At 67.3% G+C, this 14,931-nt stretch carries 16 protein-coding genes and 1 tRNA gene; 13 read left to right on the plus strand and 4 right to left on the minus strand.

Annotated elements, in window-relative coordinates; translation table 11 throughout:
* The first annotated feature begins 68 nt into the window (after window positions 1-68).
* From AC3WT0_RS00885 to AC3WT0_RS00945, 13 genes are all read left to right on the plus strand, one after another.
* A complete protein-coding gene (locus tag AC3WT0_RS00885; protein WP_492751181.1) occupies window positions 69-836 on the plus strand; it encodes an AcvB/VirJ family lysyl-phosphatidylglycerol hydrolase in 768 nt (255 codons plus the stop codon).
* Complete coding sequence (gene mprF, locus AC3WT0_RS00890) at window positions 833-3,427, plus strand: bifunctional lysylphosphatidylglycerol flippase/synthetase MprF (RefSeq protein WP_492750677.1); 2,595 nt, start codon at window positions 833-835, stop codon at window positions 3,425-3,427. The genes AC3WT0_RS00885 and mprF overlap by 4 nt, the downstream gene beginning before the upstream one ends.
* 96 nt (window positions 3,428-3,523) lie before the next feature.
* Entirely contained in the window at window positions 3,524-4,522 is a 999-nt protein-coding gene (locus AC3WT0_RS00895) for an NADPH:quinone oxidoreductase family protein (protein WP_492750678.1), read from the plus strand.
* A 63-nt stretch (window positions 4,523-4,585) separates the two neighbouring features.
* Window positions 4,586-4,912 carry a DUF1476 domain-containing protein gene (locus tag AC3WT0_RS00900; RefSeq protein ID WP_492750679.1) on the plus strand — a complete coding sequence of 109 codons (327 nt, stop codon included), beginning with the start codon at window positions 4,586-4,588 and terminating at the stop codon, window positions 4,910-4,912.
* A gap of 4 nt (window positions 4,913-4,916) precedes the next feature.
* Window positions 4,917-5,153 carry a BolA family protein gene (locus AC3WT0_RS00905; RefSeq protein ID WP_492750682.1) on the plus strand — a complete coding sequence of 79 codons (237 nt, stop codon included), beginning with the start codon at window positions 4,917-4,919 and terminating at the stop codon, window positions 5,151-5,153.
* Between the two features lie 65 nt (window positions 5,154-5,218).
* Entirely contained in the window at window positions 5,219-5,551 is a 333-nt protein-coding gene (gene grxD, locus AC3WT0_RS00910) for a Grx4 family monothiol glutaredoxin (RefSeq protein WP_492750684.1), read from the plus strand.
* 321 nt (window positions 5,552-5,872) lie between these two features.
* Window positions 5,873-6,265, plus strand: coding sequence for a BlaI/MecI/CopY family transcriptional regulator (locus AC3WT0_RS00915; RefSeq protein WP_492750685.1), 393 nt, complete (start codon window positions 5,873-5,875; stop codon window positions 6,263-6,265).
* Window positions 6,262-7,860, plus strand: a complete 1,599-nt coding sequence (locus AC3WT0_RS00920) for a M56 family metallopeptidase (RefSeq protein WP_492750686.1) — start codon at window positions 6,262-6,264, stop codon at window positions 7,858-7,860. The genes AC3WT0_RS00915 and AC3WT0_RS00920 overlap by 4 nt, the downstream gene beginning before the upstream one ends.
* A gap of 114 nt (window positions 7,861-7,974) precedes the next feature.
* Window positions 7,975-8,832, plus strand: a complete 858-nt coding sequence (locus tag AC3WT0_RS00925; RefSeq protein ID WP_492750688.1) for an MBL fold metallo-hydrolase — start codon at window positions 7,975-7,977, stop codon at window positions 8,830-8,832.
* Window positions 8,814-9,515, plus strand: coding sequence for a DUF4230 domain-containing protein (locus tag AC3WT0_RS00930; protein ID WP_492750690.1), 702 nt, complete (start codon window positions 8,814-8,816; stop codon window positions 9,513-9,515). Before AC3WT0_RS00925 ends, AC3WT0_RS00930 begins: the two co-directional genes overlap by 19 nt.
* Window positions 9,516-9,606: 91 nt before the next feature.
* Window positions 9,607-10,617 (plus strand): quinolinate synthase NadA, encoded by a 1,011-nt coding sequence (gene nadA / locus AC3WT0_RS00935; protein WP_492750691.1) that lies wholly within the window; start codon window positions 9,607-9,609, stop codon window positions 10,615-10,617.
* A 166-nt stretch (window positions 10,618-10,783) separates the two neighbouring features.
* Window positions 10,784-11,635 carry a carboxylating nicotinate-nucleotide diphosphorylase gene (nadC, locus tag AC3WT0_RS00940; RefSeq protein WP_492750693.1) on the plus strand — a complete coding sequence of 284 codons (852 nt, stop codon included), beginning with the start codon at window positions 10,784-10,786 and terminating at the stop codon, window positions 11,633-11,635.
* Complete coding sequence (locus AC3WT0_RS00945; RefSeq protein ID WP_492750694.1) at window positions 11,628-12,329, plus strand: ribonuclease T2 family protein; 702 nt, start codon at window positions 11,628-11,630, stop codon at window positions 12,327-12,329. The genes nadC and AC3WT0_RS00945 overlap by 8 nt, the downstream gene beginning before the upstream one ends.
* Here AC3WT0_RS00945 and AC3WT0_RS00950 read toward each other — a convergent pair.
* From AC3WT0_RS00950 to AC3WT0_RS00965, 4 genes are all read right to left on the minus strand, one after another.
* Window positions 12,326-12,745: a DUF4112 domain-containing protein gene (locus AC3WT0_RS00950; RefSeq protein WP_492750695.1), complete on the minus strand. Its 420-nt coding sequence runs from the start codon at window positions 12,743-12,745 to the stop codon at window positions 12,326-12,328. The two genes, AC3WT0_RS00945 and AC3WT0_RS00950, sit on opposite strands and share 4 nt — an antisense overlap.
* A 50-nt stretch (window positions 12,746-12,795) precedes the next feature.
* Window positions 12,796-14,262, minus strand: a complete 1,467-nt coding sequence (locus AC3WT0_RS00955; RefSeq protein ID WP_492750696.1) for an ABC transporter substrate-binding protein — start codon at window positions 14,260-14,262, stop codon at window positions 12,796-12,798.
* 92 nt (window positions 14,263-14,354) lie between these two features.
* A tRNA-Leu gene (locus AC3WT0_RS00960) sits at window positions 14,355-14,440 on the minus strand.
* 48 nt (window positions 14,441-14,488) lie between these two features.
* Window positions 14,489-14,767 carry an integration host factor subunit beta gene (locus AC3WT0_RS00965; protein ID WP_492750697.1) on the minus strand — a complete coding sequence of 93 codons (279 nt, stop codon included), beginning with the start codon at window positions 14,765-14,767 and terminating at the stop codon, window positions 14,489-14,491.
* Between the last annotated feature and the right edge of the window lie 164 nt (window positions 14,768-14,931).

Consider the following 14,931-nt stretch of genomic DNA (forward strand, 5'->3'; position numbering starts at 1 on the left):
CGCCGGATGACCAATGTTTCACCTTCGATACACGGCGTGCGAAGGCGGGGGGATATAGCGTGTCCGACATGGAGGAGATTGCCGCACGCGCGCGCCCGCAACGGCGTATCGGCCGCTGGCTCGCCGCGATCGCTGCTGCCCTGGCCGCACTCGTCATCCTCGCCTTTTTCTATATCGGCTATCTGGGCGGTACGGTTTTCACCAATTTTCCTGCCACCGGCCCGGCGCGCCAAGGCAGGCAGGGGACAGTCGCCATTCTCCTTTCTGGCGACATGGGCCTGGGGGTCGGGATGGGGCCGCAGATCGCCGGGCGTCTGGCGAAGGACGGCATTGCCGTCGTCGGCGTCAACTCGCTGGCCTATTATCGAACGCGCCGCACGCCGGTGGAAACCGCCGCGCTCGTCGAGCAGGCGGCGCGCCGGGCGCTTGCGATCGGCAAGGCCGAACATCTCATTCTCGTCGGCCAGTCATTCGGTGCCGACATGCTCCATGTCGGGCTTGCCCGATTGCCCGCCGACCTGCGCCGGCGCGTCCGGCTCGTCGCGCTGATCGTGCCTGAAAATACCGTCGATTACCGCGCGTCGCCGAGCGAGCTGTTCGGCTTCCAGAAACCCGACGCCGATGCGCTTCCGACCGCGAGCAAGCTCGACTGGGTCGATGTGCTCTGCGTGCGTGGCGTCGAGGAAACCAACAGCCTCTGTCCGCTGCTCAATCTGCCGCATCTTCGCCGCGTCGATCTGCCCGGCGGGCACCCGATGCACCGCGATGTCGATGCCGTCCACGCGGCGCTGCTGAAGGCCATCGACGACAGCGCGTCAGGCCATTTCGCGCCATGACCGAAGACCAGCCCAGCGTCGTCGGCGCTTTGCGCATGAGGCTGCACCGCTATCGCGGCGCGATCGTTGGCACCGTCCTGATCGCGCTGATCCTCGTCGGCTATCTCGCCATGCATCACCTGACGCGCGAGGTGAGCGCGCACGCCGTGATCAGGGCCTTCGATGCCTTGCCGCCGGTTCGCATCGCCGCCGCCTGCGCGCTCACCGCGATCAGCTATCTGGCGCTCACCTTCTACGATCGCATCGCGCTTGGTGTGATCGGCAAGCCGCTTGGCTGGCGCAAGGCCGCGCTCGCCTCGTTCGCCAGCTACACGCTCAGCCATAATTTCGGCCTTTCGGTGCTGACCGGCGGCTCGGCGCGCTACCGCATCTACAGCCGCGAAGGCCTCGACGCTGCGGATGTCGCGCGCGTCGTCGCGATCGCCGGGGTGACTTTCTGGACCGGCGTGATCCTCGTCGCGGCAATCGCGATGCTGGTCCATGGCGGCTCGATCGACCTTGGCGGATACCGGCTTGGTCAGGCACCGGCCCGGATGATCGGCGGCGCGGTCATCGCCGGCTGGATCGCGCTCGTCATCGCCGCAGGGCCGGGGGGCCGGGTGCTGAAGCTGGGAAGCTGGTCGCTTCCGCTCCCGTCGGCAAAACAGGCCATGGCGCAGGCCGGCGTGGCGGCGATCGATCTCGCCGCTGCCAGCGCCGCCCTGTTCGTGCTGGTGCCCGAGGCCGCGGTTCACGCCTATCCGGCCTTCTTCCTCGGCTATGCACTCGCGATCATCGCCGCGCTGATCAGCCATGTTCCCGGCGGCCTCGGCATCTTCGAGGCGATGATCGTCGCCGCCGTCCCCGGCGATCATGCGGCGCTGCTCGCGGCCCTCCTTATCTACCGCGTCGTCTATTATCTGCTGCCGCTCGGCGTCGCGGCGATCATCATGCTCGCGGTCGAGGGGCGCGCGCTCCGCAAGAGCTGGTCCGGGGTCCAGTCGGTCGCCTATGGCGTCGCCCCGCTGTTCCTCAGCGCCATCACCTTTGCCGGCGGCGTGGTATTGCTCGTATCGGGCTCGCTGCCCGCGTTGCCGGAGCGCCTGCGCGCGCTCCACGCCTTCGCGCCCATGCCGTTCATCGAGGCTTCGCACATCGCCGCAAGCCTCGTCGGCACTGCGCTTCTCTATCTCGCGCCCGGGCTTCTCCGCCGCCTCGACGGCGCATGGTTCGCGACGCGCGCCTTGCTGCTCGCGGGCGCGGTTTTTTCGATCGCCAAGGGGCTGGATTATGAGGAAGCTGCGGTTCTCCTCGTCATCGCCGGCCTGCTGCAATGGACGCGCCCGGCCTTCTACCGCCGCACCGCGCTCACTGCCGAACCGCTCAGCCCCGGCTGGCTGGTGGCGACGGCGGCCGCGTTCGGGGTGTCGCTGTGGATCGGCTTCTTCGCTTACAAGCATGTCGCCTATCAGGACGATCTCTGGTGGCATTTCACCATGCGCTCCGATGCGTCGCGCTTCCTGCGCGCCAGCCTCGCCGCCGGCGTGCTGCTGATCGGCATCGCCGTCTGGCGGCTGATGTCGCCCGCGCGCGTCCTGGCGGAAACCACCGAACTGCCTGCAGACGTCGCCGATCGCGCCTTCGCCGATTGCGACCGCACCGATGCGATGCTTGCCTGGACCGGCGACAAGCGCTTCCTCGTCGCCGAAACCGGCGATGCCTTCCTCATGTATCAGGTGAAGGGCGCGAGCTGGATCGTGATGGGCGATCCCGTCGGGCCGCGCGAAGCCTGGCCCGGCCTGCTCTGGGCTATGCGGGCGCGCGCCGACGCGGCGCAGGGCAGGCTGCTGCTCTACCAGCTCGGTATCGAAGGCGTCGCGCTGGCGATCGAGATGGGGCTGAACATCGTCAAATATGGCGAGGAAGCGCGCATCCCGCTCGCCAACTTCTCGCTCGACGGCTCGGCACGGCGCAACCTCCGCCATTCAGCGCGCCGCGCCGAGCGCGACGGGGTCAGCTTCGAAATCATCCTCGCGGCCGACGTTCCAGCGATCATGGACGAGCTTCGCGCCATTTCCGACCAGTGGCTCGCCGCCAAGGGCCATGGCGAGAAAAGCTTCAGCCTCGGCCGCTTCGATCCCGCCTATATGGCGCGCTTCGATTGCGCCGTCGTACGTCACGAGGGCCGGATCGTTGCCTTCGCCAATATCTGGGCAACCGCCAACCATAACGAACTCTCCGTCGATCTGATGCGCAACGTCGACGCCATGCCGCCGGGGACGATGGACTATCTCTTCGCGCAACTCATGCTCTGGGGCCGCGCGCAGGGCTTCGGCTGGTTCAGCCTCGGCGTCGCCCCGCTGTCGGGGATCGAGGCGCGGCGACTGTCGCCGATGTGGGCGAAGGCGGCATCCTTCATCTTCCGCCATGGTGATCGCTTCTACGCCTTCGCGGGGCTGCGCGCCTACAAGGACAAGTTCGGCCCGGTCTGGGAACCGCGCTACATCGCGGGGCCGCGTGGCTTTTCGCTGCTCGTCGGCCTCGTCGATCTCCAGAACCTGATCGGCGGCGATCATGGCGGCGAGGACCGCCATCCGCGAATCGCGGCCTGATCGCGCGCCGTTCCGCCATCCCGCTATGCCGTAGGGGATTTTGCGCAGGCGGTCGGGCTTGCTAACCCAAAGGCCAAGGATCCGAGGGAGAATGCAATGAAAGCCTTGTTGTCGCGCAGCGTCGGCGGCCCGGAGACGCTCGAGCTGGCCGATGTGCCCGATCCCGTCGCCGGCAAGGGCGAGCTTCTCGTCGCGATAACGGCTTGCGCGATCAACTATCCCGACGTGCTGATCATCGAGGACAAATATCAGTTCCGCCCCGAACGCCCCTTCGCCCCCGGCGGCGAGGTCTCCGGTGTGATCGAGGCGGTGGGCGAGGGCGTCACCGGCTATGCGCCGGGCGACAAGGTGATCGCGCTGATCACTTCGGGCGGCCTTGCCGAGAAAGTCGCGGTTCCGGCCGCGCGCGCCTTCAAGGTGCCCGAGGGCCGCTCGATGACCGAAGCGGCCGCACTGCTCCTCACTTATGCGACGACGATCCACGCGCTGCTCGATCGCGGGCATCTGAAGGCGGGCGACAGCCTTCTGGTGCTCGGCGCGGCGGGCGGCGTCGGCATCGCCGCCATCGAACTCGGCAAGGCCTATGGCGCACGCGTCGTCGCCGCCGTCTCGTCGGAGGAGAAAGCCGCCGCCGCGCGCGACGCGGGCGCGGACGACGTGCTCATCTATGGCCGCGCGCCGTTCGACAAGGACCAGTCGAAGGCGCTCGCCGATGCCTTCAAGGAGAAGGCCGGCCCGGGCGGCTTCAATGTCATCTACGATCCGGTCGGTGGCGACTATGCCGAACCCGCCTTGCGCGCCATCGCGTGGGAAGGGCGCTATCTGGTCGTCGGCTTCCCCGCCGGTATCCCGCGCCTTCCGCTCAACCTGACCCTGCTCAAGAGCTGCGATGTCTGCGGCGTCTTCTGGGGCGCCTTCACGATGCGCGATCCCAAGGCCAACGCCGCGCATGTCGAGACGCTGTTCCGCCTGTGGAGCGAAGGCAAGATCCGCCCGCGCGTGACCGAGACCTTCCCGCTCGCGCGCGGCGGCGATGCGATCGCCAAGCTGGGCGGGCGCGGAGCGATCGGCAAGCTCGTCGTCACGCCTGCCTGACATTGCGCCCCGGCGGCGCTCGCCCTATCTGGGCGGCATGGGTTTCCGACGGGGATATGAGTGATGACCAGTTTCAACGACCGTGAGCGCGCTTTCGAAGCCAAGTTCGCGCATGATTCGGATATCGAGTTCCGCATCACGGCGCGGCGCAATCGCCTGCTCGGCCAGTGGGCGGCGGAGAAGATGGGGCTGACCGCCGAGGAAACCGACGCCTATGCCAAGGCCGTCGTCCAGGCCGATTTCGAGGAAGCGGGCGACGAGGACGTCATCCGCAAGCTGCTCGGCGACCTGACCTCGGCCGGCATCGATATCGACGATGCAGCCGTGCGCAAGGCGCTGGAGGACAAGACGGTCGAGGCGCGCCGCCAGTTCATCGAGGCGCAGAAGTAATCCCATGCCGATGCAGGCCGACGAGATCGAGGCGATGATCCGCGCCGCCATCCCCGACGCGCTGGTCGAGATCACCGACCTCGCGGGCGACGGCGATCATTATGCCGCGCGCGTGGTGAGCGAGAGCTTCCGCGGCATGCCGCGCGTGCGCCAGCATCAGGCGGTCTATGCCGCGCTCGATGGGCGCATGGGCGGCGTGCTTCACGCGCTTCAGCTCACCACCGGGGTTCCGACCCCTTGAATTGACCGCATCGCGTGGCGATGTTGCGAGCTGAAACATTATCCAGGCGGGACATGGAACAGGCAATGACCGACGAAACCCAGGCGCGGATCGGTGATCTCGTCGCATCGAACGACGTTCTTCTCTTCATGAAGGGCACGCCGCTCTTTCCCCAGTGCGGTTTTTCGAGCCGCGCGATCGCGATCCTCGACCGCATCGGCGTCGCCTATGAAAGCGTCGACGTCCTTCAGGATCAGGGCATCCGCCAGGGCATCAAGGCCTTCTCGGACTGGCCGACCATCCCCCAGCTCTATGTGAAGGGCGAATTCGTCGGCGGATCGGACATCATGATGGAGATGTACGAAAGCGGCGAGCTGGCGCAGCTGATGGCCGACAAGGGCGTCGCCAAAGCCGCCTGATCCGGGCTCATTCGAAAAACATCAGGGTCGTCGCCTTCGCAGGGCGGCGGCCTTTTTGTTTGTCCGGTTTCGATGTCGGGGGCGGGTGAGGGTGGGCCGGCGCGAGATCGGGAACAGCTGCCGGCCCACCGCTCTATACTTGGCTTTGGAACCGCTCATCACTGTGCAGCCTGCGTGCCAATTGCCTCCACGCCCGGAAAAGCGCGGGGCTCGAAGGTCAATGCGTGTTAACCATCCGGGCCATTTGTAAAACTATCCGACAAAAGGTGGAGAGACTCCGTTCACCTGCCGTTCAGCCGATTGACTACATCTGTAATCGCCATGACCACAGATGTAGCCAAGTCGACCCCGGAGCGGATCAGCGACGCCGAATATGCGGTGATGGACGTGCTGTGGGATGCCAGCCCACTCACCGCCAACGATGTCGCCGATCGCGTCGATCCGACGCGCGGCTGGAATGCTTCTACGGTCAAGACTTTGCTCGCGCGGCTCGTCGCCAAGGGCGCCGTCGCGCATGAGGAGGATGGCCGTCGCTATCTCTACCGTCCAGCCATCGCGCGCGCCGATCATGCCGCAAGCGAGTCGCGCCGGCTGGTCGAGCGCTTGTTCGGTGGCCGTCTGACGCCGCTGGTCGCGCATTTCGCGCAGAGCGAAGGGCTCACGCCCGATGACATCGCCGAGATCGAGGCATTGCTGAGGGAGCTGAAGCAATGACGGGATGGATCGCAGAAACCCTGTTCGCGACGACGCTACTGATGGCCGTAGTGCTGCTTTTGCGCGGGCCGGTCAGCCGAACCTTCGGGCCGCGCGTCGCCTATGCGCTGTGGCTGTTGCCTGCACTGCGCATGATCCTGCCGTCGCTCCCGGCGTGGATCGCGCCGCACCCGATGGCCGCGATCCCGCAGGCCGTGCCTTCGCCCTTCGAGATCGAGATCGTCCGCGAAACCGCATCGCAGGTTGCCGCACCCGTCGCCGGCTTCGACTGGCTGGGGCTGATGCTCGCGGTCTGGCTCGGCGGCGCGCTCATCCATTTCGTCTGGCATCTCGGCAGCTACAGCCTGTTCGTCCGGCGAACGATCGGCCGCGCGACGCCGCTGCCCATGCTCGACAACAATCGGATCGAGGTCTGCGCCAGCCCCGCCGTGCGCGGCCCCTTTGCCACCGGCATCTTCGTCAAGACGATCGTGCTGCCCGAGGATTATCGCCGCCGCTACGACGCCGACGAGCTTCGCCTCGCCTTGGCGCACGAAACGGCGCATCACCGCCGCTGCGACATGTCGGCGAACCTCGCCGCGCTCGTCATGCTCTCGCTGCACTGGTTCAATCCGATCGCCTGGCGCGCCCACCGCGCCTTCCGCGTCGACCAGGAACTGGCCTGCGACGCGATCGTGCTGGCGAAAGCGACACCCGCCGAACGCCATGCCTATGGATCGGCGCTTCTGAAATCGACCTGCGACCGTCTGCCGATGGCGGCGTGCGCACTTGGGGCCGGGGATGACCTCAAGAGGAGATTGAAGATGATGGCACATAGTCGGCCGAGCGACCGTGCAGTGCGGATCGGCGCGGCGCTCGCGACGCTGCTGACCGGGGGCGGTCTGCTGCTCACCGCGTCGGGAGGGATCGCGGCCGAAACCAAGCAGGCGGTCAAGGCCGAGATGAAGCAGGCCGTAGCCCGCACGACCGGCTGGACGTCCTTCCCCCCCGTTTCGCCTGTCTCACCCATTTCGGAGGCCGAGCCGGCCGAGCAGGTCGCGCTCGCCGAACCACCCAAGGTGCCTGCGAAGGTCGACGACTGGTCGGATGCCGACATCGCGCCGCCGCCCGCACCCCCGGCTCCGCCGGCCCCTCCCGTGCCGCCGTCGCCGCCCAGCGCCCGTCACGAAAAGAGCGTGTGGGTCGATGGCGACACCATCTCCGCCCAAGTTCAGGCCGCGATGGCCGAGGCCCGGCGCGAGATGAGCCAGTCGTTCCGCGAATCCGCGCTCGCCAATGCCGAGGCCAAGCGCGCCATGGCCGATGCGCGGCGCCAGATGCACGGGCTGCGGATGCAGATCGTGATGCGGGACTGCAAGGGTGGGAAAATGGAGGCGAGCATGAGCGACGACAGCAAGGGCAACAAGGTCCAGCGCGTGGTTGTCTGCGAGAATGGCGGCATCGACGAAGCCGAGATCCGCCGCACGACGATCGAGGCGCTCAAGGCCGCGCGCATCAGCATCACCGCGATCGACGCCCGCGCGCTGACCGAGGACGCCCGCGCGCAGGCGCTGGCCGAGGTCGATCGCAAGATCGCCGAGCTCAAGGCTCAATAAGGTCCGGCCGGACCCCGGCGGAAGCAAGGCTCTCGTCCCCTGGGTGCCTTCACCAAGGCTGCTTCCGCCGGGTATGCCGCTTGCACGCGGCGCAAAAATCGCCACATCGGGCGCATGGAGCAATTCCCCGTCGGCCGCGTCATCACGCTCGAACCGCTGGTTCGTCGCGTGCTCGCGCCCAATCCGTCCGCTTTCACCTATTCGGGCACGCAGACCTATATCGTCGGCGAGGGGACGGTTGCGGTGATCGATCCCGGCCCCGACGATCCCGATCATGTCGCGGCGCTGCTCCGCGCGGTCGAGGGCGAGACCGTCTCGGCCATCCTGTGCACGCACACCCACCGCGACCACAGCCCCGCCGCCATCGCCTTCAAGGCCGCGACGGGCGCCGAGATCGTCGGCTGCGCGCCGCTCGTGCTCGACGACAGCGGCCCGCGCGCCGATGCCGCCTTCGATCGCGGCTATGCGCCCGATCGCGTGCTCGGCGATGGCGAAGCCGTCTCGGGGCCGGGCTGGACCCTGGAAGCGGTGGCCACCCCCGGCCATACCTCGAACCATCTCTGCTTCGCGCTGCCCGAAAGCGGCGCGCTCTTCACCGGCGATCATGTCATGGGCTGGTCGACGACGGTGATCTCGCCCCCCGACGGCGACATGGCCGACTATATGGCGAGCCTCGACAGGCTCTCGCGCCGCGAGGACCGCATCTATTATCCCGCGCATGGCGACCCCGTCGATCGGCCCCAGCGCCTCGTGCGCGGTCTCGCCGGCCATCGGCGCCAGCGCGAAGGCCAGATCCTCCGCCTGCTGGGGGAAGGGCCGCAGACCATATCCGGCTTTGTCGAGCGCATGTATGTCGGCCTCGATCCGCGCCTCAACGGCGCGGCAGGCCGATCGGTGCTCGCGCATCTGATCGATCTTCAGGAACGCGGCGTCGTGGCCGCGGAGGGCGAACAATGGCTGAAGCGCGACTGATGGGCACCGTCGGCAAGATATTGCTCGCGATCCTCGGCGCGGTCGTCATCGCCGGCGGGGCCTTCCTGCTCGCCGCGCGCTATGTCGAGAACAAGCTGGCGCCCGCGCCCGAGACGATCGTGTCGAGCAGCCTGCAGGGTCTGCGCGAGCAGAACCGCCTTTCGGCCTTTGCCGCGCGCTACGTCGCCGTCGTCACCTCGAAGCAGCAGCGCCTTGCCGGGATGCTGAGCGCCGAACGCACGCTGATCATGCCCGGCATGGTCCGCTACGAAGTCGATCTCAGCAAGCTCAACCAGCGCGACGTCAAATGGGATGCCGCAACGAAAGTGCTGAGCGTCACGCTGCCGCCGGTCGAGATCGTCGGCCCGCAGATCGATCTGAACCAGATCCGCCAATATGACGATGGCGGCCTGCTGCTCAGCCTCACCGATGCGCGCCAGACGCTCGACGACGCCAATCGCAAGGCCGGGCAGGACGAGCTCGTCCGCCAGGCGCGCGAGCCCGTGCCGATGCGCCTCGCGCGCGATGCCACGCGCCGCGCGGTCGAACGCAGCTTCGCCATGCCGCTGCGCGCGGCGGGGCTCGACGCGACCGTCGAGGCACGCTTCGCCGACGAGACGCCGGACGATCGCCAGATGGATCGCTCGCGCAGCCTTGGCGAAGTGCTCGGCAACGCGAACTGATCCGCCGTTCCTTTGAAGCCCGATCGCCCTTGAACCCCGGCTGAAGACGGGCCATGTCACCCGGCGAGTCAGGCGTGATGGTGGGAGTGAAATGGACGCACGTGGCGGTATCGGCGGCAGCCTGAAGGGGCTGGACCTCCGGGCAGAGATCGACCGGCTGCGCAAGGAGCGCAATGCCGTGATCCTCGCGCATTATTACCAGAAGCCCGAGATCCAGGATCTTGCCGATTTCGTGGGCGACAGCCTCGATCTGTCGCGCAAGGCCGCCTCGACCGACGCCGACGTCATCGCCTTCTGCGGCGTCAAGTTCATGGCGGAGACCGCCAAGATCCTTTCCCCCGAGAAGATCGTGATCCTGCCCGATCTCGATGCCGGCTGCAGCCTCGAGGATTCGTGTCCGCCCGATCAGTTCAGGGCGTTCCGGGAAGCGCATCCCGATCATATCGCGCTCACCTACATCAACTGCTCGGCCGATGTGAAAGCGTTGAGCGACATCATCGTCACCTCGTCCTCGGCGGAAAAGATCCTCGCGCAGATCCCCAGGGAGCAGAAGATCATCTTCGGCCCCGACAAGCATCTGGGCGGCTATCTGACGCGCAAGCTGGGGCGCGAGATGCTGCTGTGGCCGGGCGTGTGCATCGTCCACGAAGCCTTCTCGGAAACCGAGCTGCTCAAGCTGAAGGCGCAATATCCCGATGCGCCGGTCGCCGCGCATCCCGAATGCCCGCCTTCGATCGTCGATCATGCCGATTATGTCGGGTCGACCAGCGGTATCCTCGACTATGCCAAGACGATGCCGGGCGACGTGCTGATCGTCGCGACCGAACCGCACATCATCCATCAGATGGAAAAGGCGGTTCCGGAGAAGACCTTCATCGGCGCGCCCGGCGCGGACGGCAACTGCAACTGCAACATCTGCCCCTATATGGCGCTCAACACGCTCGAGAAGCTCTATGTCGCGCTCCGCGATCTCGAGCCGCGCATCGAGATGGACGAGGAACTGCGCCTCGGCGCGAAGAAGTCGCTCGATCGCATGCTCGAAATGGCAAGCGCGACCGTGGGGCAGGGCGATCTCGGCCCGGCCAAGGTCAGCGGCGACTGAACCGCGAGGGGCGGCAAGCCGGGCAGGGCTGTCCTACCCGGCGCCCCGTCGCTAGGGTGCATGCCATGCACCGCCCAAGCCCCTCGATGTTCGCCTTTGCCCGCCCCGATGCGCAGGCTGGGCCGATGCCGCTCCAGCCTGTCAACTTTGTCAACTTCGCCCGGCCATGACACGCATTTCCGCCATTCCGGGCTTCGACCCCGATGCCTTCGTCCGCGCAACGCTGGCGGAGGATCTGGGCGTGGGCGGCGATATCACCTCGCAGGCCGTCATCCCCGCCACGGCGCGTTTCGATGGCGTGATGGACAGTCGCGACGCCGTGACCGTCGCGGGCTTGCCGATCGCCGAAGCCTTCTTTCGCACGCTCGATCCGGACGTGCGGATCGAGCGGCTGGTCGAGGACGGCGATCGCGTGCGGGCGGGCAGCGATCTACTTCGCCTTCACGGGCTTGCGCGCGCAATGCTCACCGCCGAACGCTCGGCGCTCAATACCGTCCAGCATCTGAGCGGCATCGCGACGCTCACGCGGCAATATGTCGATGCGATCGAGGGCACGGGCGCGATCCTGCTCGATACGCGCAAGACGATCCCCGGCCTTCGCCTCCTCGAAAAATATGCGACGCGGATGGGTGGTGCGACCAATCATCGCATGGGCCTGTGGGACGCGGCGATGATCAAGGACAATCATGTCGCGGTCGCCGGCGGTGTCGGCGAAGCGGTCCGCCGCGCGCGCGACGCCGGCATCGCGCGGATCATCGTGGAGGTCGATCGCGTCGACCAGATCGAACCTGCGCTCGCGGCGGGCGCGACGCATCTGCTGCTCGACAATATGGACCCGCCGACGCTGCGCGGCGCGGTCACGCTGGTCGGCGGCCGCGTGCCGACCGAAGCATCGGGAGGGGTCCGGCTCGATACGATCCGCGCGATCGCCGAATCGGGCGTCACCTACATCTCGGTCGGGCGTCTCACCCAGTCGGCCCCCGCCGCCGACATCGGGCTCGATTTCGCCAATGCGTAGCCTGATCGCCGCGCTTCTCGTTTTGCTGACGCCGGTCATGGCGAGCGCGCAGGCGCTCAAATGCGAGGTGCCGGCGCAGCTTCCCCGCCCGGTCTTCGACGGGCCCAGCGACAAGGAGCCGGTGCGCCGGATGCCCATCGGCTCCTACACGCTCGCGCTGATCTGGGCGCCGCAGGAATGCCGCGCCTATGGCCGCAATCCCGATAATCGTTTCCTCTGCGCGTCGGGCAACCGCTTCGGCTTCTTCCTCCACGGGCTGTGGCCCGATGGGGAAGGGGCAAGCTGGCCGCAATATTGCGCACCCGTCGCACTGCTCCCGCCCGCCGTCATCCGCCGGAATATCTGCGCGACACCGGTGGTTCAGCGTCTCCAGCACGAATGGGCCAAGCATGGCCCCTGCATGTCGAGGCGGCCCGAGGATTATTTCGCCGCCGCCACCGCGCTCTACAACAAGCTGCGCTATCCTGACATGCAGACACTGTCGCGTGCGCCCGTCATAACCGCAGGCCGTTTCGCGCAGGCCTTCGCCGCCGCAAATCCCGGCCTGCGCGCGGACATGGTCAAGGTCCGGGCCAATCGCCAGGGCTGGCTCGAGGAAGTCTGGCTCTGCCTGGACAAGGGCCGCCGCTACACGCGCTGCAAACCCAACAGCGGCGGGATGCCGCCAGGCGCGCGCCTCAGGATCTGGCGTTAGCCTTCGATCGTCACCGTGCCGGGATGGCGACGGTCGAGATGCTTGCGGATGATCTTCAGGTTGCGGCTGTTCGACCGGAAGAAGAAATCGGGGATCGCGCCGACGAAGGGGATCGCGCCCAGCAGCGTATCGATGCCGACATTGCCGGCCATGCGCGCAATCTGCCACTTGGACATGCCAAGGTTGCGCGCTTCCCAGACGATCCAGGCGCCCATCGCGGTGCCGATCAGGTCGCCGACCACGGGAATGATGTTGAGCATCACGTCGAGCCCCACCGGCCGGTTGATGCCGGGGATCACGACGAGCCGCTCCAGCAGCACTTCCATCGCCTCGACGCGCTTGCGGATCGACTGCGGATCGCGCCCGACCGGCAGCGTATCCATCACCCGCGCAAAGGCTTCCTGATTGATGTCCATCTGGGCTCCACTCCTCCTGCCCGAGGATATGGGAGCGTTTCGCGCATTTTCTAGCTGGCGGGCCCCAGCAGATGATTGAGCGGATGCCAGGCGCGCGGATTCTCGCGGAACTGCCCCAACCGGCGCGAGACGAGCGACCAGCGTATCGGACGCCCGATGATGATGAAGCGCGCCGACCCGCTCAGCGCCTGATCGGCGTCGGCCAGCGCCTGTCCGCGTGCCGCGAGATCGGTCGCGGCCGTCGCGCGGTCGAGCGCCGCGCCGACATTGGGCTCGCAATCGCCGGCGCTCGTGCAGGCCGCCATGCGCAGATACCAGATCGCGCTCGGCGCCGGCGCGACGCGATCGACGAGCAGCACATCGGCCGTCTCGGCAGACGCTGCCTTTTCGACCGTGAGCCCGAGAGCCCCCCAGTCCGCCGCAAGCCGCGCCAGCAGCAGGCGCCCGCCCGAACCGGCGGGAATGAACACGCGCACCGGAGGCGGCGCCCCCGATCCGCCGCGCCAGGCGTCGATCGTCGAACGCGCCGTCGCGACGCGCTGGTCGAGGCTGAGCAATGCCCAGCCCGGCGTCACCGGGTCTGCGGCGGACCGATAGCGCTCGGGCAGCACGGCGAAGGTCGGGGTCGATCCGGGGGCGCCGACCCGATCCAGGATCGCCTTCCGGTCGATCGCCATGGCGAGCGCGCGACGATTGTCGGCATCGGCGAAAAACTTCCCGGCGCCGACGATCTGGAGCCCGAACAGACCCTCCGCCGGATCGAACCGGAGGCCGCGCGCGTGCAAATCGGCCGCGCGCACCAGCGGCAGCGTCAGGAAATCACCGCCGAGCACGAGATCCGCATCACCCTGCGCGAAGCGGATCACCGCGACCGCCGCACGATCGGCGCGCAGCATGACATGCGCTCCGCGCGTGGCAGGATCGTCGGGATCGTCATCGGGCGCAGGCATCGGCGATAGCGGCGTCGCACCGTGACGCGTCGTACCCATGCGGAACGGCCCGGCGCCTTCGCCGCGCAGCAATACTGCCATTTCGGGCTGGGCGAGCAGATGGAGCAGGGGTGGGCGGACCGTCTTCAGCCGCACCTCGATCACTTCGGGGGTGATCGCAACGATGTCGTCGATCGCCTCGAGCGCCGGCTTCAACGCGTTGCGGCTGTTGCGTGCGATCGCGGCGCGCAGGCGCTGGACGATGCGTTCGCCGTCGATCGGCTTGCCTGAAGCGGTCGCGGCCCTGCGCAACCGGAAGATGTAGCTGAGCCCGTCGTCGGTGACGATCCAGCGCTCGGCGAGCCCGGGCTCGATCTGGCCCGTCGCGTCCATCGCGACCAGCCCCTCGGCAACCGCCCCTAGCAGCACGCCCTGCGCCGGGCTGATCGGCCCGCGATCGGGATCGGCGATCGACAGGGAACCGCCGATCACACTCACATCGATCGGCGCGCCGGCATCCTTCCCGCAGCCGGCAAGGCCGAGCAGGGCGATGGCGGCGATGGCGGCGATGGCGATGCGGAAGATCATTGCGCTGTCAGCCTCAAGGTCAGGCTCGGGTGTATGGCGGCGACGCCATCGCGCCAACCCCCGACGCGCGCCGAAGCATGCAATTTGATCGCTGGTGCGGACGGCGGGACTCGAACCCGCACTCTCCCAGAGAAGCGGATTTTAAGTCCGCTGCGTCTACCGATTTCGCCACGTCCGCGCGGCGCGGACGTTTGGCATGAAGGACGGCCGCGTCAAGCGCTTGCGATCAGACGTTCAGGCGCGCGCGCATTTCCTTGCCCGGCTTGAAATAGGGAACGCGCTTGGCATCGACATCGACCGTTTCGCCGGTGCGTGGGTTGCGGCCCGTGCGCGAGCCGCGCTGGCGCGTCGAAAAAGCGCCGAAACCGCGCAACTCCACACGGCCGCCGGAGGCGAGCCGCTCGCTTATCTCATCGAAGAATATCGAGACGATCTTCTCGATTTCACGCCCCGAAAGATCGGGGTGGTCCTCGGAGAGTTTCTGGACGAGTTCTGAACGGATCATGGTCACCCTCTGCAGTCGCACGAACGCGCAGCGACGACTGCGCGTCAGCCCTGGAACAGTGCAGTTTTACCGCATCGGTTCCGGGATTCAGCCTGCAACCCAGCAGCTTATCCCGCCGGGTCTCGGACGCCCGGCTAGGCCCTTCAATAACAGGTCCGTATCGG

This window comes from Sphingomonas sp. EU05-FHT14C10 (assembly GCF_058790595.1).